This window comes from Rhizobium sp. RAF56 (assembly GCF_052113965.1).
In the GTDB taxonomy this organism is placed as follows: Bacteria; Pseudomonadota; Alphaproteobacteria; order Rhizobiales; family Rhizobiaceae; genus Rhizobium.
Genome location: NZ_JBFRDU010000015.1, coordinates 40,623 through 61,962, shown reverse-complemented (window position 1 = coordinate 61,962; position 21,340 = coordinate 40,623). Strand labels below are relative to the sequence as shown.

Genomic DNA, 21,340 nt, shown 5'->3' with positions numbered 1-21,340 from the left:
GGTCCGGGCCGTCTTGGCTGCCCGGGCCCTTCCTTTGCCTACTATTCCGAAAGAGCCACGATGTCGTACCCCGATACCTATTACCGTCGCACCATGACAGACACCACCGCCCGCCCTGCGCTGAACGGCCCGGCGGAGTGCGACACGGTGATCGTGGGTGGCGGCCTTGCCGGCCTGACGACGGCTTTGCAGCTTGCGCGTGCTGGCGTGTCGGTCGTGGTTCTCGAGGCTGAGTCCGTAGGCTTCGGCGCGTCGGGCCGCAACGGCGGTTTCGTCAGCGCCGGTTTTGCCACCGATGGCTCGTCGATCGCCCGCTTCACTGGCGCTGAAACCGCCAAGAAAATTCATCGGCTTTCCGTCGAAGGTGTCGACTTCGTTCGCGACACGATCCGCGACTTGAACATCACCGATGCCAGCCCGCAGGCCGGTATCATCAGCGCTTTGCGCCATGACGGCGGCGACAGCCTCAAGCGCTACGCGGAAACGATGAACCGCGACTTCGGCAGCGAACTTGAGTTCATGGAGCGCGATCAGGTTCGCGCCATTCTGAAATCCAGCCGATACTACCAGGCGCTCCGCAGCCAGAAATCCTTCCACATGCATCCGCTCAACTATCTAAGGGCGGTCGCCGCCGAGATCGAGCGGCTGGGCGGGCGCATCTATGAAAACTCCGCCGCCACCGACTGCCGGCTTTCGGGAGCGGAGAAGCTCGTCAAGACCGCCGGCGGCCAGGTCAAGGCGCGCCGCGTCGTCTTCACGACCGGTGGCTACACCGGCGCGCTCGTCGGCAAGCTGAAGCGCTCGTTCCTGCCGATCGCCACCTATGTGATGATATCAGAGGAAAACCCGGAGCTCATCGCCAAGGCGATCGCGACCCAATGTGCGATCGGCGACAACCGGCGTGCCGGCGACTATTACCGCGTCGTCGATGGCGGCAAACGCCTTTTGTGGGGCGGTCGCATCACGACGCGCGCCGCTTCGCCAGCCACCCTCGCGCGGGAACTTCGCAGCGAAATGGTCGGCACCTATCCGCAGCTCGCCGAGCTGAAGACCGAACTTGCCTGGTCCGGGCTGATGTCCTATGCCCGCCATCTGATGCCACAGATCGGCGAGATGATGCCCGGCGTCTGGCATTGCACCGCCTTCGGCGGCCACGGCCTCAACACGACCGCGATCGGCGGCAAGGTCGTTGCGGAAGGCATTCTCGGCCAATCCGACCGCTACCGGCTGTTCCAGCCCTTCGGCCTCGTCTGGGCCGGCGGCGTTGCCGGACTTGCCGCGGCACAGCTCACCTATTGGAAATTGCAGGCGCAAGACTGGTGGCGCGAAAGAGCCGCCTGAAGAGAACGCCCGGGGGACGAAAATGCTAGGAAGACTGATCCTGAACTATCCGGATGCCGCAAGGAGAACGGGCATCCTTTTCATGCTGGCGACATTTTCCGCCATACTCTACGCGCTCGGTATCAGCGGGGCGTGGATCGGCAAGCTGGTCCCGGTAACGGTCGGCTGGGTTACAGATAGGCCCGAGGTCAGCCGCATCGTATCGGCGGTGCTGATTTCCCTCATCGTCGCAGTCAACATCAAGCTTTTGCGGCTACTTCCCCGGCGTCAGCAAATCATTGGGGTGTGGATCGAACTCTTCACCTTGTTGATGCTGTTCTTCTACACCTTCGACCTTTCCTTTACCTTCATCGCCAAGAAGATCGGCTTCCTGATCACGCAGGGCGTCACCACGACGCTTTACATTTCTGCCATCTCGATCGTCATCGCCACCGCCATTGCGCTGGCCGGCGCCATCGCCAAGCTTTCGAAGAACGGCGTGATCTACGGTCTGGCCACATTCTATACGTCGCTCTTCCGCGGACTGCCGCTGCTCATGCAGATCTACATCATCTACCTCGGCCTGCCGCAGGTCGGCTATGTCATCGGCGCTGTTCCTGCCGGCATTATGGCACTCTCGCTCTGCTACGGCGCCTATATGACCGAAATCTTCCGCGCCGGCATCGAGAGCATCCCGCGCGGCCAGTCGGAGGGCGCAACCGCCCTGGGCCTGAGCCCGAACCAGACGATGTTCCTCGTCATCCTGCCGCAGGCGATGCGCGTCATCATTCCGCCGACCGGCAACCAGTTTATCGCGATGCTGAAGGATTCTTCGCTCGTCTCGGTCGTCGGCGTCTGGGAAATCATGTATCTCGCCCGTACCCAGGGTCAGACGGAATTCCGTCACATCGAGATGCTCATCACCGCCTCGATGATCTACTGGATCCTGTCCATCGGGCTTGAGTTCCTGCAGTCGCGCATCGAAGACCGCTTTGGCCGCTTCAATGTCCGATAGCGTTCAGCCGGCGGCGGCCGTCGAAGCCGGCGCCAGCTCCAACCTGCGTGCGGCCGGCATAGTCATTGCAGCCTTCGCTGTCTTCTCCGGCACCGACGCGCTCGTCAAACTTCTGAGCGCGGACTTCCGGGTTCCGCAGGTGACCTTCATGATCACGCTGGGCGCGCTTTTCCTGGTTGCCGGGCGTGCCCTCTTCACTCGCGATGTCGGCGCGCTCGTGCCGCGCCAGCCTAGGCTGGCACTGCTGCGGGCACTGTTGCTGGCCGGCGATACATTGCTGATCCACTACGCTTTCGCGGCCTTGCCGCTGGCCGAAGCCTATGTGCTCGCCTTTCTGACGCCTATCCTCGTCGCCATTCTCGCCTTCGCCTTTCTGGGCGAACGCCTTTCGCTGGTCGGGTGGCTGGGCGTCTTGCTTGGATTTGCGGGCGTTGCCGTTGCGCTGAGGCCAGGGGCCGTGGCGCTCAATTTCGGCCATGCCGCCGCGATCGGATCGGCTCTTCTGTTTGCGCTCTCGCTCGTCCTCTTGCGAAAGGCGAAATCAAACGAATCCGACACGGCGCTCGTCGCCACGCTGCTCCTGGTGCTGACGTTCTCCGCCTTCGGCGTTGCGATGGCGACCGGGGGCTTCGATCAAGTGACCCCCCACGCACTGGCGCTTGCGGCGCTTGCCGGGGCGCTGCTCTACGCCGGCCACGCGCTTTTGGTGCGGGCATTCCGCATAGGCGACGCATCCGTGGTCGCTCCCTTTCAATATAGCCAGATTGTCTGGGGCTGCCTCTATGGCGCGATGCTTTTCGGCGCCCCAGTCGAGACCTACACGATCGCTGGAGGGATCATCATCATCCTCTCCGGCTGGCTCGTGCTGAAGTAATCCAAGGAGGAGACGAACTTGACGTTACACCCCCACGCCACACAGCCGGAAATCGAGCTCTCCGGCGTTAACAAATGGTACGGAAGCTACCAGGCTCTCAGCGATATCAACCTGTCGGTTCGCAAGGGTGAACGCGTCGTTATTTGCGGCCCATCTGGGTCGGGTAAATCGACGCTAATCCGCTGTATCAATCGCCTGGAAGTCCATCAGGAAGGCCGCATCGTCGTCGGGGGAACAGAGCTCTCGGAGAACGAAAAGAACATCGGTGAAATCCGCCGCGAGGTCGGGATGGTGTTCCAGCACTTCAATCTCTTCCCGCATCTGACGATCCTGCAGAACTGCATACTGGCTCCGGTCTGGGTGCGTAAAATGGACAAGAAGAAGGCGACCGAAATCGCCATGCACTATCTTGAGCGCGTGCGCATTCCGGAACAGGCAAACAAGTTCCCCGGTCAGCTTTCCGGCGGTCAGCAGCAACGCGTCGCGATCGCCCGCGCTCTTTGCATGAGCCCGAAGGTCATGCTCTTCGATGAGCCGACGTCCGCGCTCGATCCGGAGATGGTCAAGGAAGTTCTTGAGACCATGGTGTCGCTCGCCGACACCGGCATGACGATGATCTGCGTCACGCATGAGATGGGGTTTGCCCGTCAGGTCGCCGATCGCGTCATCTTCATGGATCGCGGTGCGATCGTCGAGGAGGCTCCGCCCTCGGAATTCTTCGACAATCCGCAGAACGAACGCAGCAAGCTGTTCCTGAGCCAGATCCTGCACTGAACGTGAAAAAAGGCGACAGATCGCAAGATCTGCCGCCTCTCCCAAGCTGGATTCAAGTCGTTTCTAAAGCGGCAGCGGCTGCTGCGGAAAGCCGCCGACATGCGTGCAGGTGATCGCGGCACAATCGCGACCCGCCTCCAGGCAGTCCGCAAGCGGCACGCCTGCAATGTAGGCCACGAGAAAACCGGCAATGAAGCTATCGCCGGCGCCGGTCGTGTCCACGACCGCGACGGGTACGACCGCTGCTTCCGCCCTTTCCTCTCCGCGACGAGCAAGGGACCCCTCCTCGCCGCATGTGACCACGGCGCAGCCCGCTCCACCCTCAAGGATGTCGCCGAGCATCGCTTCCGCAACCGAACCGCGCTCACCGGCAGAGGCGAAGGCGACGGATAGCCCTGCTAGGCCGAGGTTCTCCGGGCTCGCATTTACGGAAATATCCTGGGAAACGCTGACGCCCTCGGTGACAAGCCTTCGGCGCAAAGCGCCACCGTCATCGAGCCAGCCCAGGTGCACGTGATCCATGGTCTTAAGGACGGCAATATCCGCCTCGCTCGGCCCATAGCCGGCGCAGACGCCAAAATCCTCGTAGGCCATGATCCGGTCGCCTGAGGGTGTCTTTTCGATGTCGGTATAGGCTGTGATGCCCGGACGCGCCTCCAAATGGTCGGTTTCGACACCGTTGTCTTCCAAGGCCCTCTTGGTCCGGGCTCCATCAAAATCTTCGCCAACCGCTCCGAAATAGAAGGCCGTATGGCCAAGCCGCGCGAGCTGAACCGCCACATTGACGGCATTGCCGCCGACAAGCGACTGGCTTACCGGCGGCTGAAACCGATCAATGCAATTGTCGCCGACAGCCGCAAAGCGGAAATGCGTCATTCGATCCTCGATCTCTTGTTTGCGCAAGGCAAAGCCGCGAACGCTTCAGCGTCGCGGCTTCTACCTCTGTCTAGCAGATCAATAGGCTACGCGCTTGTAGTAGCGGCGCGTCGTCAGGGGATGATTGCGCATGACCTCGAGGTGGGCGCTGATGCGCTCGAGGACCGTTGCGAGCAGTACCGGCGAGATAAGCGCGCGCACCTCGGCGGAGATGCCGGGAAGTTCGAATTCCGCCGTATCCAACACCGTCAGCTTGCTCGTGTAGTTCGGGACGAAATTCTGAACGCGTTCGGCGAGCGGACGGCAATCGTCCTCTCCCTTGAAGAGGATGACGCTGACATCCTTTTCGACAAGCTCCAGCGTGCCATGGAAGAAGTCGGACGCATGCACCGGACGGGTGCGGATCCACTGCATCTCTTCCAGAATGCACATGCCGTAGTAGAAGGCTTCGGGCCAGACGTTTCCGGCGCCGGTGATGATGTGATAGCCGGAGCCGGCGAATGCCTTCGCATAGGTTTCGGCTTTGCCTTCGAAATTCCGCTTCACGTCGAGAAGCAGCGCCGGCAGTTTCGAAAGTTCCGCCGCGAGTTGATCATAGTTCGCGATCTCGCCCCGATGCTTCATGATCGAAAGCGCGATGAGGAGCGATTGCAGATAGAAGGACTCACAGGACGTATCGTCCTCGGCGAAATTGACGAAGACATGGTCGCCGCCCTTGCCGAGCGGCGTTTCCTCGTGACCGACAAGCGTCAGGACCGTCGCCCCGATCTCCGTCAGCTTTGCGAGCAGCGCGACGCTTTCCTTCGTGGTGCCCGACAGCGACGGCATGACCACGATCGATTTCGCCGTGAGATTGGCCGAGCCGGAAATGACGAGTTCGGCCGTCAGATCGAGGAAAGCCGGAAAGCGCGACTTGCGCTGCAACAGCTGTGTCGCCGGCTGCATGAGGATCCCCGCGCCGCCCGTACCCAGGAAGAAGATGTTTTCCGCGCCTGCCTTAAGGCAGGTGCCGATCACTTCGTCGAGACGCTTGGCCAGCGCCAAGGCGCCGGACTGGATACGCAGGAATCGTTGCTCATCAAAATTCAGCATGGAACTCTCTCGGTTGGCGACGCCACGCGGACGTCTATTCTGAATTCGAATTGCCCTCAAAGCAATGTTGTAAGACAACTGACATCTCACGTGGCTGCTGTCAAGTGATCTTGCGTGGGTGAAATTGGAGGCCCGCGTCCATTAGAACATAGTTGCGGTAGGAAACTGGCAAGTGCTGCTGGCCGACTCTTGACCGGACAAAATTTGTCAGACAAGACAGAAGTGATGACAACACGATCGAGAGAGACAGGCGACTTGGACGACTCTATTCGCGACACGCGCACGATAGTCATCCAGCTCCGCGACCGCATCGCCGACCTCATCCAGAGTGAGGGCCTGAAGCCCGGCGAAAAGCTCCCGACGGAAGCCCAGCTGACGGAGCGCTTCAACGTCTCTCGGCCGGCGCTCCGCGAGGCGCTGAAACTCCTTGAGCAGGAGAGCGCCATCTATGTGGAGCATGGGCGCGGGCGTTTCGTGTCCGCAATCTCCGCCGTCCAGGTCGACCGCCCGATCACGGTGTTCGAAAGCGTCACCGACATGACGCGCGCCTACGGCTACAAGACCGTCAACAAGGTGCTTTCAATCTCGGAAGAGGCGCCGGACGCGGCCACCGCCAAGCACCTGCAGCTTGCGGAATCGGATCGCGTCATCCGCATTGAACGGCTCCGGCTCGAAAACGACGAGCCAATCATGTATTGCGTGGACTACGTGCCGCGCAGCATTATCCCGACACGCCTCTACGATATCGATTGGAGCGGCTCGCTGCTGTCACTGCTCGACCAACATAAACAGCGTCCCAGAATGTCTTCCGCATCGGTGAGCGCCGTCATGCTTCCCGAGCAGGTCCTCGAGCGGAACGATCTGAGGGATTTCGGCCCCGCGCTCCTTATCACCGAAACTTGCTTCAACGTATCCGGCGTGCCAGTTATCTATGCGATCGACTACCATCGCGGCAGCCATTTTTCCTTCAGCCTCGTACGCAAATAGTAGGGTTTCATTACCCTTTGCTTACATGGTATGGCCACCCCATCCATGAAAATGAATTTCACATTCTCAATTTTTCCGGCGAATCCTGTTGACGATCCTGAAATTATGCCCCAACCTGCGAAAATAAATTACGCAGCGGGAACAGTTCAGCATGAAAGTCGGGATAATCGGGCTCGGATTCCGCCTCGGATATCTGGCCTATGTTTTCAAGGCGATAGACGAGAATTTCGAGGTCGTTGGTTACGTCGACCCGGCCCCCGCAGGTCTTCCCGGAATGCAGAAAGACGGCATCTCCGCCGGCAAGGCCTATGCCACGCCCGAGGAGCTGATCGCCAACGAAAAGTTCGACCTGTTGATGATCGGTTCGCCGAACCACATGCATCTCGACCACATCCGGTTGGGCCTTGAGGCTGGCCTGAAGGTTTTCTGTGAAAAACCCATCGTCTCGACCATCGAGCAAAGCCTCGAGCTTGCGCGCCTGATGGCGAAGTTCGGCCACGAACGGCTGATGGTCGGGCTGGTGCTGCGCTATTCGCCGCTCTACCGCGATCTGAGCGCTACTGTTGCATCCGGCAAGCTCGGCAACGTCGTCTCGATCGAAGCGTCCGAACACATCGAGCCCTATCACGGCGCCTTCTTCATGCGCGACTGGCGCCGCTACGAGCGCTATTCAGGCAGTTTCATGTTGGAGAAATGCTGCCACGACCTCGATCTCTACAACGGCCTCGTCGGCGCCCGTCCGGAGCGCGTGGCAAGCTTCGGCGGACGCAAGACCTTCATTCCGGCTAACGATCCCGCACGCGAAGGCATCAACGACCTGGAACTCTTCCACCGCAAGCCGAGCGGCTGGATGGGGTCGGACAAGGTTTTCGACAGCGACGGCGACATAATMGACTATCAGGTGGCCATCGTCGAATATGCCAACGGCGTCGGCATGAATTTCCACACCAATCTCAACGTGCCCGATCAGTTCCGGCGCTTCTGCGTCATGGGGTCGCGCGGCATGGCAGAGGGTGATTTCATCCGCGGCTATCTCGATGTCCATGAGGTGCTGACCGGCAAGAAGGTGATCGAAAACAAGTACGCGGCGACCGCCCTTTCCCAGCATTACGGCGCCGACGAGCAAATGGCCGCCGATCTTATCGCGCATGTGCGAACGGGGGAGACACTGCCGGTATCGACCGTAGACGCGCTGGAAGCCGGCATCCTTGCGCTTTCCATGGACGAGGCGCGCATGAAGCGAAGTGTTGTCGATCTCCGGCCTGTTTGGGACGCATTCGACCAAGCTTTGTACGCCAAGGCATCTTGAAGGGAGCGGCAAGGATGAGTGTTCAACGCAGCACTGTCATCTTCGCCTGGATCCTGCTTCTTCCAGCCGTTCTCTATGTGCTCGTGATCGTCGCATACCCGCTGGTCGACACCTTCATTCTCTCCTTTACCGACGCCTCCCTGAAGAAGACGACGAACTGGGTCGGCTGGATAAACTACGGCAAGATCTTCAATGAGCGGTTCGCCGAAGTGATCGTGCGGACCTTCGTGTGGACCTTCTTTTCGGTGTCCATCAAGATGATCATCGGCACGTTCGGCGCCACCATGCTGAATGCCGCAGTTCCCGGTCGCGCTCTTTTCCGCCTTTTCACCATGCCGCCATGGATCGTGCCGATGGCAATCGGCATCTTCATGTGGGGGTGGATGTACAACGGCCAGTTCGGCATGATCTCCGGCGTCTTGCAGAATTTCGGTTTGGTGAGCGGCCCGGTCGCCTTCCTTGCCTATGGTGGCACGGCATTCTGGGCGACTATATTCACCGACGTCTGGATCGGCGTGCCGCTCGTGACGCTCTACCTGCTCGCCGCCATGCAGGCGATCCCGCAGGATCTCTATGAGGCTGCCTGGACGGACGGGGCCGGCCGTCTTTACCGGTTCCGCCGCATCACCCTGCCGCTGATCGTGCCCGCCGTCATCACCATATCGATGCTGTCGCTGATCGCGACGTTCAACTCCTTCGACATCATCTGGATTCTCACCCAGGGCGGTCCCAACGGCCAGACGACCACGATGATCATCGATACTTACCAGGTCGCCATAGCTTCAAAGAAATACGGTGAGGGTGCGGCGCGAGCCGTGCTGATCTGCATTTTCCTGTCGATCTTCTCACTCTGCTATTTCCGGATCACCAGCCGCCTTGCCGCAGGAGACAAGCGATGAGCAAGCAGATGATGATCAACCGCTACAAGTGGTATGAGATTATCGGTATCTATCTTGGCATCTTCGTCTTTTTGAGCTTCGTGCTGTCTCCGTTCGTCGAAGGCTTCCTGGTGTCCTTGAAGCCGCTCAGCCAGCTGTTTTCCTCGCCCTATCGCTTTATTCCCGAAAACTGGTCCTTCGCTGCCTATCGCACGATGTGGGAAAGCGTGCCCGGCTTCGGCTGGTACATCTTCAACTCGTTCTTCATCTCGACGGTCATCACCGCAATCGTCGTCGTTCTGGTGGTGCCGGCTTCCTATGCCTTCGCGAGATTCGAGTTCAGGGGCGCGGGCCTGCTGCTTGGCGCCTTCCTTGCGGTGAACATGTTCTCGGGTGCCGTCCTTCTCATTCCGCTCTTCCGCCTGATGCGCACGATGGGCGTGCTCAATACCTATATGGCGATGATCATCCCGGGCGTCGCCTTTCTCATTCCTTCGGCGATCTGGCTGCTGCGCACCTATATGATGCGCATCCCGAAAGAATTGGACGAAGCCGCATTCGTCGACGGCGCCAGCCACTTCTATACCCTCCGGCGCGTGATCCTCCCGATCGCCATGCCCGGCATCATCGTCGTTGCGATCACCACCTTCATCGGCGCCTATTCGCAACAATTCATCTTCGCGCTCACCTTCAACTCAAAGACCGAATACATGCCGCTCCCGGTTGGGCTCTTTGCCTATTTCGGACGGCAGGAGGTCGTCTGGAACGAGCTCATGGCCGCAAGCTTCGTCGGCATTGCGCCGGCAATGGTCGTGATCTTCTTCCTGCAACGCTATCTCGTCAGCGGGCTGACTGCTGGCGCGGTGAAACAATAACAACCACCAGAGGAACGGGAGTACTTCAGTGAGCATCACGATCAAAACCGGGCTTGTCGCACTCGCCCTGCTCAGCTCTACGGGGCTGACCGCCATCACGGCCCACGCCGCCGACAAGGAAATCAGCTGGATCTACTGCGGCGACTCGATCGACCCGATCCATCAGAAATATATCAAGGTCTGGGAAGAAAAGAACGCCGGCTGGAAGGTCTCGCCGGAACTCGTTCCCTGGGCGCAGTGCCAGGATAAGGCGACGACGCTCGCCGCCGCCGGCACGCCCGTCAGCATGGCCTATGTCGGTTCGCGTACGCTGAAAGAATTCGCCGAGAACGATCTGATCGTGCCGGTCCCGATGAACGACGACGAGAAGAAGGCCTACTACCCCAATATCGTGGACACCGTCACCTCGGGTGGGACGCAGTGGGGCGTACCGATCGCGTTTTCGACCAAGGCGCTCTATTGGAACAAGGACCTCTTCAAGCAGGCTGGCCTTGACCCTGAAAAGCCGCCGCAGACCTGGGAAGAAGAGATCGCCGACGCCAAGATCATCAAGGAAAAGACCGGCGTTCCAGGCTTCGGCTTGTCGGCCAAGACCTTCGACAACACCATGCATCAGTTCATGCACTGGGTTTACACGAATAACGGCAAGGTCATCGATGCCGACGGCAAGATCACGCTCGACAGCCCCGAGGTGCTGGCAGCGCTGAAGGCCTACAAGGATATCGCCGCCTTCGCCGAAGAAGGCCCGACTGCCTATGAGCAGAACGAGGTTCGCGCGATCTTCCTCGACGGCAAGGTTGCGATGATCCAGGCCGGCTCCGGTGCTGCCGATCGCCTTAAGAAGACCAAGATCAACTGGGGCATCGCGCCGCTGCCGCTCGGTCCTTCCGCCAAGGGCCAAGGCACCCTGCTCATCACCGACAGCCTTGTGATCTTCAAGGGAACCGGCGTCGAAGACAAGGCGACCGAGTTCGCCAGGTACATCACCTCGCCGGAGATCCAGCCGGAATACGAACTACAGGGCGGCGCCGGCCTGACCCCGCTGCGTCCTTCGGCGAAGGTCGACGAGTTCGTGAAGAACGACCCTTCGTGGAAGCCGCTGATCGACGGTATCAATTATGGTGGGCCAGAACCGCTGTTCAAGGACTACAAGGGCTTCCAGAACGTGATGATCGACATGATCCAATCGGTCGTTACCGGCAAGGCCGAGGCTGAAGCCGCCCTCAAAAAGGCTGCTGCCGACCTCGAGCAGTACAAGTAAGCTGGAAGCACCGGCCGCCGTATTATTCGGCGGCCGGTCTTCGCACCGGTATGACAGCCGCTACACTGGTGCGTTCTTAAGATCAGGCCGGGGCCGCCGCGTCCAGTTGGGAGACGATGTTTTGGGACAGTTGACCCTTTCCGAGGTTCGGAAATCCTATGGCACCTTCGAGGTCATCAAGGGCGTGATCCTTGATGTGCGCGAAGGCGAGTTCGTGGTTTTCGTGGGCCCCTCCGGCTGCGGCAAGTCGACCCTTCTTCGCATGATTGCCGGCCTTGACGAGACGACGAGCGGCGACATCGTCATCGATGGCAAGCGGGTGAACGACCTGCCGCCCGTCAAGCGCGGCATTGCCATGGTCTTCCAGTCCTATGCGCTTTATCCGCATATGACGGTGTTCGAAAACATCGCCTTTCCGCTGCGGGTGGAGGGACTGGCTGAAGACAAGCTCAAGGCCAAGGTCGAAAACGCTGCCCGCATACTGCATCTCGATCAGCGGCTGCAGCAGAAACCCGGCATGCTCTCCGGCGGACAGCGGCAGCGCGTCGCGATCGGCCGCGCCATCGTGCGCGAGCCAAGGATCTTTCTTTTCGACGAGCCGCTTTCGAACCTCGACGCAGCACTTCGCGCCGACATGCGCATCGAACTCGCCAAGCTGCACCGCCAGCTGAAGGCGACGATGATCTATGTTACCCACGACCAGGTCGAGGCCATGACGATGGCCGACCGCATCGTCGTTCTCGATGTCGGCAGCATTTCCCAGACCGGCACGCCGCTCGAGCTCTATCACAAGCCGGCAAACATGTTCGTGGCTGGCTTCATCGGCAATCCGAAGATGAATTTTCTGCCTGTCACCTGCAAAGGCGCGAGCGACGGCGGCGTCGAGGTCGATTACAAGGGGAAGTCTTTGTTGCTGCCCGTCGCCCCGCATCGCGTCACGGCCGGGCAGCCGCTAACGCTCGGGATCCGGCCTGAGCATCTGCAGGTCGATGGCGGTGATATCGTTATTTCCGTCACGCCCACGGTGATCGAACGGCTCGGCGCCCAGACTGTCGCCTATGCGTCGCTAGATGGCGAAGGCGAGAACTTCTGCGCCACGTTGCCCGGCAGCGCTCTCGTCCGGACCGACAAGCCGCTCGCCGCTGGCATTCGCGCGGCAGACTGCCATCTGTTCGATGCGGATGGCGTTGCCTTCGAACGGCGCGTGGAACTGACCGAAATCGAGGTGAATGCCTTAAAGCCCAAAACCGCGGTCTAACGGCTGCGTGTTTCGCGGACGGATTAAATGCCGGCTTCTACCAAACGAGCCCGCGCGCCGATACCTCTTCGACGCGCGTCACGACGCCGTTTCGATGAAAGACCATGGTGTCGAACAGGTTGGACACGACGCAGGTGTGGTTCGGGATGATGCGGATCTTTTCGCCGATCTCGGGGCGGGCGCCCACACAGTTCGACAGATCGACGGCGCCGTGCTCCTCGGAAAGCTTGGTGATCACCGCGTCCGGGTATTCGACGATCTTGCCGTAGTCCGAAAAGCCGAGCAGATCGGCCGTCAACGCTTTCGAGCCGGCGTCTACGACGGCGCGATCGGGCGTCGGGAGGGAGACCACGGTCGCCAATATGTGCATGGCGCAATCGGCCTGCGTGCAATGCCCGTCACGCATCATCGAGCGGTCGTTGTAAATGTAGGTTCCGGCGCGGTGCTCGGTCGCCGATAACACGAGATGCGCTTCGTAAAGGCTCGGCGTACCGCCGTTGCTGACAGTCGCACAGCTAATCCCATCCTTTTCGAGAAGAGCGATGGTCTCCGCAAAATAGGCTTGCACAGCCGCAGCACTCCACGACTTCGGATAGGTCATCAGGCCACCGAAAACGAGGCCCTGCTTGGCGGCGATGTGCCTCGCCAGCGCTGCCGCCTCCTCGGGGCTCTGCACGCCGCAGCGGCCGCCGCCCGTATCGCATTCGACAAGCACCGTAAGCGGCTTTGCCAAGGCAAAGCGCACCGACAGGCCGTCGACAGTAGCGACACTGTCGGCAACGACCTTCAGCATCGAAATGCGCTCGTGGAGCGCGGCGAGCCGGTCCAGCTTCTCCGCGCCCAGAATGTTGAAGGTGATCAGGATGTCTTCGAACCCGGCAGCGGCGAAAACTTCCGCCTCGGTGATCTTCTGGCAGTTGATACCCTTGGCGCCGGCAGCGACCTGCGCGCTGGCGAGCGCCACGATCTTGTGGGTCTTGATGTGAGGGCGGAACGCAAGGCCATGCTCGTCGCAATAGGCCTGCCCACGCGCGATGTTGGCCGCCATCACGTCCTCGTCGATCAGCGGCCGCGGCGTGGATAGATCGACCACGCGGTCGCCGGGCTTCGCCACGACCGCAAAGGACGAATGTTCGCTCATGCGCTTTATGCTCCCGTTTCATTCCCGTGCGGATTTTCGACCATCGGCCAGATGTCGCGCCGCGCCCGCCGATACGACGTCTTGGCGGGATTGTTAGGATAGGGCGTGCCCGCCGAGCAATAGAGAATTTGCGACGCGATCTTCGAGAAGGAGGCGTAGAAATGATTGGTCGACTTGATCACCAGGATCTTTTTCGAGGTCGGGTCGATCCCCATCACCGAAAAGAGGCTCGGGTCGAAACTCTGTGCGCGCGTCGAATTGAGGATGATGTCGATGCCGGCCAACCGGATATGTGCGGCATCGCCGAACGGCGCCAGGCTCTCGCCGAAACGCATCTCCGCATCACGCACGATCCGCACGACCTCCACAATACCGTCGACCGGATTGCCGGTGTCAGGCGCGGATTTCGCGCCGAACCGCAGGGGGATTCTCGCCCCCTCGCCGGCGGCCATGCAGATCTGCACCGCCATCGGGTCCCAGATCGTGCCGATCGCCGTCTCCGTCGCGCCGTTTGCCAAAAGCTCCTCGAGAATGACCGTCGCGTCGCCGGCGGTCCCGCCACCGGGGTTGTCCCAGAGATCGGCGATCACCACCGGCCATGAGGCGGCGGCCAGCGCTTCCGAGACGGCCTGCTTTTCGTCAATCTGCGGCATGATGAAGGTGCCGCGTTTGGAAAAGAGCTCGAGGCCGAGCTCGCGGGCGAGCACGTCGCCCTTCTCCTTGCGGTCGTTGGTCACCACCAGCATCTTCGTGCCCATTTCCGGCACGTCTCCCGCCATGAAGCCGTGGACCACCGACAGAGAGAGGATATCGGCGTCTTCCGCCTCCATGCGCATAAGCTTGTCGACGAAGGAGCGCATCGGGTCCTTCGAGGTCGGATAGACATCGATCATTCGGCAGTCGAAGACGGACATCACCGGCTTGACCCTGCCTTCGAGCGTATCGACGACGATGCGCCACAGATCCTCGGCGCGATCGACGAAATCGGTGTGCGGGAATTCCTTGAAATAGACGAAGACGTCGGCAGCCGCGAGGCGCTTTGCGGTCAGATGGCTGTGCGGATCAAGCTCGGCGGCAACGAGTACGTTCGGTCCGACGATCTCGCGCACCCGCGACAGCAGATCGCCCTCGGTATCCTCATAGCCGTCCGCTACCATTGCGCCATGCAGGCCAAGCACGACGGCGTCGACCGGCAGTGCCGCCTTAAGCTGGCCGAGGACCTCGTCGCGCAAGGTTTCATAGGTGATGCGGTTTACGAGCCCGGCCGGATCCGCCCAGGTCGCCGTCCCTTCGATCAGTTCCCAGCCCTTTTCCACGGCAATCCCGCGACCGACCGTGATGGGGGCGGTGCAGAGCGTTGGCGTGGCGGGATGTTCGCCAGGCGGCGCGTAGAGCGAAGCCTCGAAGGCGCGCCGGTCTATGCAGATCGGTGAGAAGGTGTTCGTCTCTGTCGCGAGCGCCGCCGTGAAAATTCGCAATGCCGTTCCTTTTTAGCGCCCGCTTAGCCCATCGGATTCGGCAGATAGCCGGTGAAGCCGCAAATCTTCCACCACCCTTCATGGAGCCGGCAATAATAGAGCGTCTGCCAGCGCATCACGTCGGTACTTCCGTCGGCCTTTTTCAGCGAGCCGTCGAACTTCTTGCGCACCAGCGCCATCTCGCCTTCGATCTCGATATCCTCAAGCGTCGTCGTGGTGAAAATCGCGGTGCGTGGGTCCTCGGCAAAGGACAGCTTTGCGAATTCTCGCGCCTGGCGCAGCCACTCGTCGCGATAGGCGCCAAGGGTCGGGAAGGCGAGCCGCCATTTGTCCGGGCTTACGTCACGCCGGGCATCGATCCCGAGAAAGCCATCCTCGACAAAATCACCCGCCACCAGCGACCAGTCGGCGGCAAGAAATGCATCGATATCGCGCGGGACCAGCATCTCCCAGATGGCGTGGCGCGCCGCTTCCGACACCTTGAACGGATTCTTGAAAGGATCGCGCATCTTCCCCGCCTATTGAAATTCTTTTCATAATAGTCGTTTTTCGCTGGTCAAATTCCGCTTTCTATGGTCATTTGTCAACTTGCCAAGAAAATAATTTGCAAGGATCGACGATGCCTATCAAGCGTTACGGTACGGCGCAAACCGGTGCGGGGGGCAAGCGGTTGCCTTTCGCGCGTGCCGTCGAGGCCGACGGCTGGCTCCATGTATCCGGCCAGGTCGCCATGGAAAACGGCGAAATCATCGATGGCAATATCGTTGCGCAGACCCACAAGGCGATCGACAATCTTGTCGCTATCCTGAAGGAGGCGAACTACGGCGTCGAGCACGTGGTGCGCGTCGGCGTTTGGCTCGACGACCCCCGTGACTTCTGGACCTTCAACAAGATCTATGAAGAGTATTTCGGCGAGCATCCGCCGGCCCGCGCCTGCGTCCAGTCCTCGATGATGGTGGATTGCAAGGTTGAGATCGACTGCATCGCCTACAAACCGAAAGACGTCTGACGCAGCCGTCACGACGCCGGGACAGCGATGACTGTCCGGCTTAAGCCGAAGGAGGGGCGATGGACGTTTTTTCGAGCCTGCAGCAGGAGACCGGGCGACTTTCGCAATCGGAAAGACGCATTGCCGAGATCGTGCTCAATGATTTCGAGTTCGCCGTCAACGCTTCGATCATCGAACTCGCCGGCCGCGCCGACGTTTCGCCGCCGACCGTCACCCGCTTTTGCCGGCGCCTCGGCTGCGAAAGCTTTTCCGACTTCAAGGTCCAGCTGGCGCGCACCGCCTATGTCGGCGTCCGCTATCTGAAACCAGAGCCGAAAAGCAGCGAGCCGACCGAGGTCGCCCAGGACATCATCGCCAAGGCGCAAAACGCTCTTTTCCTCCTGCACCGCTCGCTCGATGTCGATATCATCGGCAAGGCGGCGCAGCAGCTTGCGAATGCCGAGATGATCTATGCCTTCGGCTCGGGCGGAAATTCCTCGATGATCGCCAACGAACTGCAGAACCGGCTCTTCCGCCTCGGCCTGAGGGTGACGGCGAGCTCCGACCACGGCATGCAGCTGATGATGGCGGCGGCGGCAAAACCTTCCGACGTGCTGATCGGCTCCTCTTTCTCCGGCCGCAACACCGAACTCGTGCGCGCCTTTTCGCTTGCGCGCGAAGCAAAGGTGCCGACCATCGCGTTGACGCAGGGCGACAGCCCGGTCGCGAGGGCGGCCGATATCACCATTCCGGTCGACCTGCAGGAGGGCAGCAACATCTATCGCCCGACCTCGACCCGCATTGCCTACCTGGCGCTGGTCGACATCATAGCGAGCCTCGTCGCCTATCGGATCCAGCCGCAGGCAACCGTCACGCTCCGCCGCATCAAGCAACAGCTTGTCGCCCATCGCGACGGCGACGATCGCCAACTTCTCGGGGATTGACCCGATGCCAGCCAACGAGGAATGCGCATGACTCCATCCATCGCGATCGTCACCGGCGCGGCCGGCGACATCGGCCGGGCCATCGCCCGAAGGCTTGGCGGTGACCACGACGTCATTCTGCTCGCCGACATCGATGGCGCCGGCGCCGAAAGGGCCGCTCGCGATCTCGGTCCGGGCGACCGTTTCGTCACCTTTGCCTGCGACGTGACGAACGAGCAGAGCGTGGCGGCAATGGCCGAAACCGCCGCGGCGCGCGGCGCGGTGCGCACGCTCGTCAACAATGCAGGTGCAGCACTTGCCGTCAGCCTCCACGACACCACGCCGGAGATCTGGCGCAAGGACAACGCGCTCAATCTGGAAGCGGCCTTCCTCTGCTTCCGCGCCGTCGAGGACATGCTGAAGACAACGAAGGGCTCGGTCGTCAACATCGCCTCGGTCAACGCGATGAACGTCTTCGGCCACCCCGCCTACAGCGCCGCCAAAGCCGGGCTGTTGCATCTTACCAAGCTGGTCGCTGTCGAGTATGGCAAGTACGGCATCCGATCCAATGCGGTTGCCCCCGGCACGGTGCGCACGCAAGCCTGGGAGGCACGCGCGGCTGCAAATCCCAACGTCTTCGAAGAGGCGCGCCGCTGGTATCCGCTGCAACGGGTCGTCGATCCTGATGATGTCGCCAATGCGGTACAGTTTCTCTCAAGCCCGCTTGCCGCGGCGATCACCGGCATCTGCCTGCCGGTCGATTGCGGCCTGACGGCGGGCCAAGCGGAACTCGCCCGCACCTTTTCCCAATCGCCTCACTACTGAACGCCTTCGACGAGGAACAAGCATGCAGCCGACGCCCTATCGCCTGGAAAGCACATGGAACCCCAACGGCGGGCCGAACGGCCGGTTCACCTTCACGCTCGTCAATCTCAACGACGCGCCGCTTTCCGGTTTCAGTCTCGTCTATACGTCCCTCACCCGGGTCATCGACCCGAAAGCGTGCGAGAACGCAGTCTTCCTGCGACGCAACGCCAACTTTCACGAATTCGCCCCGCCGAATGGGCTATCGCTGGCGCCGGGGGCAAGTTGGACGTTCACCGTCAGCGGTCTCCATAGAACGGCACAACATCGCACGGACGGCGCCAAATCCGCTTATCTGACGCTGGCCGACGGAAGGCAAGTTCCCGTCGCCGTATCCGACCTGTTATTGGACGGCCGCGCGAGCGAGCCGCCGCCCGTTCTTCTGCCGGAAGGCAAGCTCGAGCTGCCGTTTGCGCTGCAGCCTTGGCCGGCAGAAATCGAAGCGGTGCCCGGCGATGATTTTCCAGTCGTGCTCTACCCTGTCGCAGGAACCGATCGCGACTGCCTGCGGTCGGTCTCGGAGGTCCTGGCGCTCCATTACCGCCTCTTTGAAGCCGGCCACGCTCCCTTCAATCTTGCGCCGTCGCCGCAGGGTCGAGCGCTGCGTTTCGTCGTGGAGCAGACCCTTGCACCGGAAGCCTATGGCTTGCGGTTTTCCGATCGCACGGTTGAGTTATCCTATTCCGGTGCTGCGGGACGGCAATATGGCCTGACCACGCTCGCCCAGCTGCTACACGGCGCGCGCAGCGAACCTAAAAAATTCCGCTTTCCAGTGTCCGGAAGCATCGAGGACCAGCCGCGCTATGGTTGGCGCGGATGCCACCTCGACGTTTCGCGGCAGTTCTATCCAGTCGCTGACGTCAAGCGGCTGATCGACATTCTCGCCTGGTACAAGCTGAACATCTTCCACTGGCACCTAAGCGACGACGAGGCCTGGCGCTTGGAAATCAAGGCCTATCCGGCGTTGACGACGACGGGCGTGCTGCGCGGACCCGACGAGCCGATGCTGCCGCAACTCGGAAACGGCGCCGATCCCGTCGGCGGGTTCTATTCGCAGGAAGACGTGCACGACATCGTCGCCCACGCGCTCGCTTTGAACGTCGAGGTCGTACCCGAGATCGACATTCCGGGCCATAGCACCGCAGCACTGACGGCACTTCCGGACTTGAGCGACGGTCAGGAAGCGCCTGAGAGCTATCACTCCGTGCAGGGCTATCCGAACAACGCGCTCAATCCCGCGATCCCTGCGACTTACACTTTCCTCGAGACCGTCTTCGACGAGATGGTGACGCTGTTTCCCTCGCAATATATTCACGTCGGCGGCGACGAGGTGGCGAACGGGTCGTGGCTCGCCTCGCCGCTCGCCCGCAAGCTCATGGAGAAGGAAGGCATTTCCGGCACGTTCGCGCTGCAGTCCTATTTCCTGAAGCGCGTGAAGGACATGCTGACGGCGCGCGGGCGCAAGCTCGCCGGCTGGAACGAGGTCGCCCATGGTGGCGGCGTTTCGGCCGAAGGCACTTTGCTGATGGCCTGGGAAAATCCGAAGGTCGGCATCGAGCTTGCCCGCGAAGGCTACGAGGTGGTGATGACGCCCGGCCAGGCCTACTACCTCGATATGGTACAGGCGGAGGCGTGGCAGGAGCCGGGTGCGAGCTGGGCTGGCACGGTGCCACCGGCGCACACCTACGGCTACGAGGCGGAAGGCGACTTTCCCGAAGAGCTGCGTGGCCGGATGAAGGGCGTGCAGGCCTGCATCTGGTCGGAGCATTTTCTGTCGCGCGGCTATTTCAACCGCCTGGTCTTCCCGCGCCTGCCCGCGATCGCGGAAGCCGCGTGGACACCGAAGGCTGCGAAGGACTGGCACCGCTTCGCCGCGATCGTTCCCTTGAGCCCAAGATTGTAGGGGAAGCCCATGCGTATCGCCGTCGGTGGCCTTCACACCGAGTGCAGCACCTACTCGCCGGTGCTGATGAACCGCGAGGATTTTCGTGTCCTAGAGGGCGCGGACCTTCTCGCGGCCGAATACTTCAGCTTTATCGGCGACAGCGGGATTGACCACATCCCTCTCCTCCACGCCCGCGCCGTCCCGGGCGGCCCAGTTTCGCTGGCGGCCTACGAGGCGTTCAAGGCCGAATTTCTGGCACTGCTGAAAGCCGCTTTGCCGATCGACGGGCTCTATCTCGCCATGCACGGGGCCGTGAAAGTCGAAGGCATGGACGACGCCGAGGGCGACTGGATCGCGGCGGCCCGCGAGATCGTTGGTCCGGACTGCCCGATTGCCGCAAGCTACGATCTGCACGGCAACGTCAGCCAGAAAATCATCGACCAACTCGACATATTCGCCGCCTACAGAACCGCGCCGCACATCGATGTGCGGGAAACCATGGTGCGCGCCTGGTCCATGCTCGTCGATTGCTTGAGGAGTGGAAAGCGCCCTGGCATCGCCTGGGCGCGCATTCCCGTGCTGTTGCCCGGCGAATGCACCTCTACGGAGGACGAGCCGGCAAAGGGCCTCTACGGCCAGCTCTTAGACTTCGACAAGCGATCAGGTATTCTCGACGCCAACCTTATGGTTGGCTACGTTTGGGCGGACGAGCCGCGCGCAACCGCCTGCGCCGTCGTTACCGGCAGCGACAGGGCAGCAGCGGCAATGGCCGCCGAAGAGATCGCGGCTGGCTATTGGGCGGCCCGCCGGCAGTTTACCTTTGGCTCCGTCACCGGCCCGCTCGCCGACATGCTTGATATCGCGGAGAGGTCGAATACCGCGCCCGTCATCCTCGCCGATTCCGCAGACAACCCGACGGGCGGTGGGGTCGGCGACCGCGCCGATGTTCTGAACGCGCTCCTGGGGCGAAATATTGAGGGCGCGCTGGTCGCTGGAATTACCGACCGCCCTGCGGTCGAGGCCTGTTTTGCTTCAGGGGTGGGCAGCCGCCTCAAGGTTCGGATAGGCGCCAGTCTCGATCCCGCAAGCGTGCCGGCCGTACTGGAGGCGGAAGTCCTTCGCCTCGACGATCCGGGCGCGGCGGCCGATCGGCAAGCCGTCGTGCGCGGCGCCGGGATCACCATCGTGCTTGCTGCCCGGCGTCGCCCCTATCACAACATCGCGGATTTTGCGCAGCTCGGCCTCGATCCTAAGACGGTACGGCTGCTCGTCGTGAAATCCGGTTATCTCTCGCCCGAACTCGCGCCGATCGCCAACCCGAACTTGATGGCGCTGACTGAGGGCGTGGTCAATCAAGATATCGAGCACCTTGCGAGCAACCACCGGAGCCGCCCGGTCTTTCCCTTCGATCGTGACTTCGACTTCCGACCACAAGCTCGCTTTTCCAAGCGCTGGAGCGGCTAAAATCGTCCGGTCGTTTTGCGCTTGCGATCGCCGGCTCTGGCGGCTAGTTGCGGCTGTTCTCCCTCTGATTTTGCAATC

20 protein-coding genes are annotated in these 21,340 nt (G+C 61.3%); 15 read left to right on the top strand and 5 right to left on the bottom strand.

The genetic code is table 11. The features are described 5' to 3' along the window. Positions 1 to 93 precede the first annotated feature (93 nt). From AB4048_RS14635 to AB4048_RS14620, 4 genes are read left to right on the top strand one after another with little or no spacing between them, the layout of a single operon-like run. A complete protein-coding gene (locus AB4048_RS14635) occupies positions 94 to 1,341 on the top strand; it encodes an NAD(P)/FAD-dependent oxidoreductase (protein ID WP_442202765.1) in 1,248 nt (415 codons plus the stop codon). A 22-nt stretch (positions 1,342 to 1,363) separates the two neighbouring features. Then, positions 1,364 to 2,335 carry an amino acid ABC transporter permease gene (locus tag AB4048_RS14630; RefSeq protein ID WP_442202691.1) on the top strand — a complete coding sequence of 324 codons (972 nt, stop codon included), beginning with the start codon at positions 1,364 to 1,366 and terminating at the stop codon, positions 2,333 to 2,335. Then, positions 2,325 to 3,209 (top strand): DMT family transporter, encoded by an 885-nt coding sequence (locus tag AB4048_RS14625; RefSeq protein ID WP_442202690.1) that lies wholly within the window; start codon positions 2,325 to 2,327, stop codon positions 3,207 to 3,209. Before AB4048_RS14630 ends, AB4048_RS14625 begins: the two co-directional genes overlap by 11 nt. An 18-nt stretch (positions 3,210 to 3,227) precedes the next feature. Then, positions 3,228 to 3,983: an amino acid ABC transporter ATP-binding protein gene (locus AB4048_RS14620; RefSeq protein ID WP_442202689.1), complete on the top strand. Its 756-nt coding sequence runs from the start codon at positions 3,228 to 3,230 to the stop codon at positions 3,981 to 3,983. A 63-nt stretch (positions 3,984 to 4,046) separates the two neighbouring features. On the opposite strand, the gene AB4048_RS14615 is transcribed toward AB4048_RS14620, so the two are convergent. Then, positions 4,047 to 4,859 (bottom strand): PfkB family carbohydrate kinase, encoded by an 813-nt coding sequence (locus AB4048_RS14615; protein WP_442202688.1) that lies wholly within the window; start codon positions 4,857 to 4,859, stop codon positions 4,047 to 4,049. Positions 4,860 to 4,937: 78 nt separating this feature from the next. Beyond that, a complete protein-coding gene (locus tag AB4048_RS14610) occupies positions 4,938 to 5,951 on the bottom strand; it encodes an SIS domain-containing protein (RefSeq protein ID WP_442202687.1) in 1,014 nt (337 codons plus the stop codon). A gap of 225 nt (positions 5,952 to 6,176) precedes the next feature. On the opposite strand from AB4048_RS14610, the gene AB4048_RS14605 reads away from it, so the two are divergent. The 6 genes from AB4048_RS14605 to AB4048_RS14580 all read left to right on the top strand — a co-directional run bounded on the left by AB4048_RS14605 (position 6,177) and on the right by AB4048_RS14580 (position 12,519). Beyond that, a complete protein-coding gene (locus AB4048_RS14605; protein WP_442202686.1) occupies positions 6,177 to 6,938 on the top strand; it encodes a GntR family transcriptional regulator in 762 nt (253 codons plus the stop codon). A gap of 151 nt (positions 6,939 to 7,089) precedes the next feature. Further along, positions 7,090 to 8,247, top strand: a complete 1,158-nt coding sequence (locus AB4048_RS14600) for a Gfo/Idh/MocA family protein (protein WP_442202685.1) — start codon at positions 7,090 to 7,092, stop codon at positions 8,245 to 8,247. Positions 8,248 to 8,261: 14 nt separating this feature from the next. Continuing rightward, entirely contained in the window at positions 8,262 to 9,146 is an 885-nt protein-coding gene (locus AB4048_RS14595; RefSeq protein WP_442202684.1) for a carbohydrate ABC transporter permease, read from the top strand. Next, complete coding sequence (locus AB4048_RS14590) at positions 9,143 to 10,000, top strand: carbohydrate ABC transporter permease (protein ID WP_442202683.1); 858 nt, start codon at positions 9,143 to 9,145, stop codon at positions 9,998 to 10,000. The genes AB4048_RS14595 and AB4048_RS14590 overlap by 4 nt, the downstream gene beginning before the upstream one ends. Before the next feature lie 28 nt (positions 10,001 to 10,028). Beyond that, complete coding sequence (locus tag AB4048_RS14585) at positions 10,029 to 11,261, top strand: ABC transporter substrate-binding protein (protein ID WP_442202682.1); 1,233 nt, start codon at positions 10,029 to 10,031, stop codon at positions 11,259 to 11,261. A gap of 121 nt (positions 11,262 to 11,382) precedes the next feature. Beyond that, a complete protein-coding gene (locus AB4048_RS14580) occupies positions 11,383 to 12,519 on the top strand; it encodes an ABC transporter ATP-binding protein (RefSeq protein WP_442202681.1) in 1,137 nt (378 codons plus the stop codon). Between the two features lie 37 nt (positions 12,520 to 12,556). Here the strand turns inward: AB4048_RS14580 and AB4048_RS14575 are convergent, their stop codons facing one another. Genes AB4048_RS14575 through AB4048_RS14565 form a run of 3 tightly spaced genes read right to left on the bottom strand, consistent with a single transcriptional unit; the run spans position 12,557 to position 15,647 of the window. Next, positions 12,557 to 13,660 (bottom strand): D-TA family PLP-dependent enzyme, encoded by a 1,104-nt coding sequence (locus AB4048_RS14575; protein WP_442202680.1) that lies wholly within the window; start codon positions 13,658 to 13,660, stop codon positions 12,557 to 12,559. Between the two features lie 5 nt (positions 13,661 to 13,665). After that, the gene (locus AB4048_RS14570) at positions 13,666 to 15,138 is read right to left on the bottom strand and encodes a M81 family metallopeptidase (RefSeq protein ID WP_442202679.1); all 1,473 of its coding nucleotides are present in this window, start codon (positions 15,136 to 15,138) and stop codon (positions 13,666 to 13,668) included. Between the two features lie 23 nt (positions 15,139 to 15,161). Then, positions 15,162 to 15,647: a hypothetical protein gene (locus tag AB4048_RS14565; protein ID WP_442202678.1), complete on the bottom strand. Its 486-nt coding sequence runs from the start codon at positions 15,645 to 15,647 to the stop codon at positions 15,162 to 15,164. A gap of 110 nt (positions 15,648 to 15,757) precedes the next feature. Between AB4048_RS14565 and AB4048_RS14560 the strand changes: the two genes are divergently transcribed. Genes AB4048_RS14560 through AB4048_RS14540 form a run of 5 tightly spaced genes read left to right on the top strand, consistent with a single transcriptional unit; the run spans position 15,758 to position 21,262 of the window. Continuing rightward, positions 15,758 to 16,147 (top strand): RidA family protein, encoded by a 390-nt coding sequence (locus AB4048_RS14560; RefSeq protein ID WP_442202677.1) that lies wholly within the window; start codon positions 15,758 to 15,760, stop codon positions 16,145 to 16,147. 59 nt (positions 16,148 to 16,206) lie between these two features. Beyond that, entirely contained in the window at positions 16,207 to 17,070 is an 864-nt protein-coding gene (locus AB4048_RS14555; RefSeq protein ID WP_442202676.1) for a MurR/RpiR family transcriptional regulator, read from the top strand. A 27-nt stretch (positions 17,071 to 17,097) separates the two neighbouring features. Beyond that, positions 17,098 to 17,874 carry an SDR family oxidoreductase gene (locus AB4048_RS14550; RefSeq protein ID WP_442202675.1) on the top strand — a complete coding sequence of 259 codons (777 nt, stop codon included), beginning with the start codon at positions 17,098 to 17,100 and terminating at the stop codon, positions 17,872 to 17,874. A gap of 22 nt (positions 17,875 to 17,896) precedes the next feature. Then, a complete protein-coding gene (locus AB4048_RS14545) occupies positions 17,897 to 19,816 on the top strand; it encodes a beta-N-acetylhexosaminidase (RefSeq protein WP_442202674.1) in 1,920 nt (639 codons plus the stop codon). Positions 19,817 to 19,825: 9 nt separating this feature from the next. Further along, a complete protein-coding gene (locus AB4048_RS14540) occupies positions 19,826 to 21,262 on the top strand; it encodes a M81 family metallopeptidase (RefSeq protein WP_442202673.1) in 1,437 nt (478 codons plus the stop codon). Positions 21,263 to 21,340 lie beyond the last annotated feature (78 nt).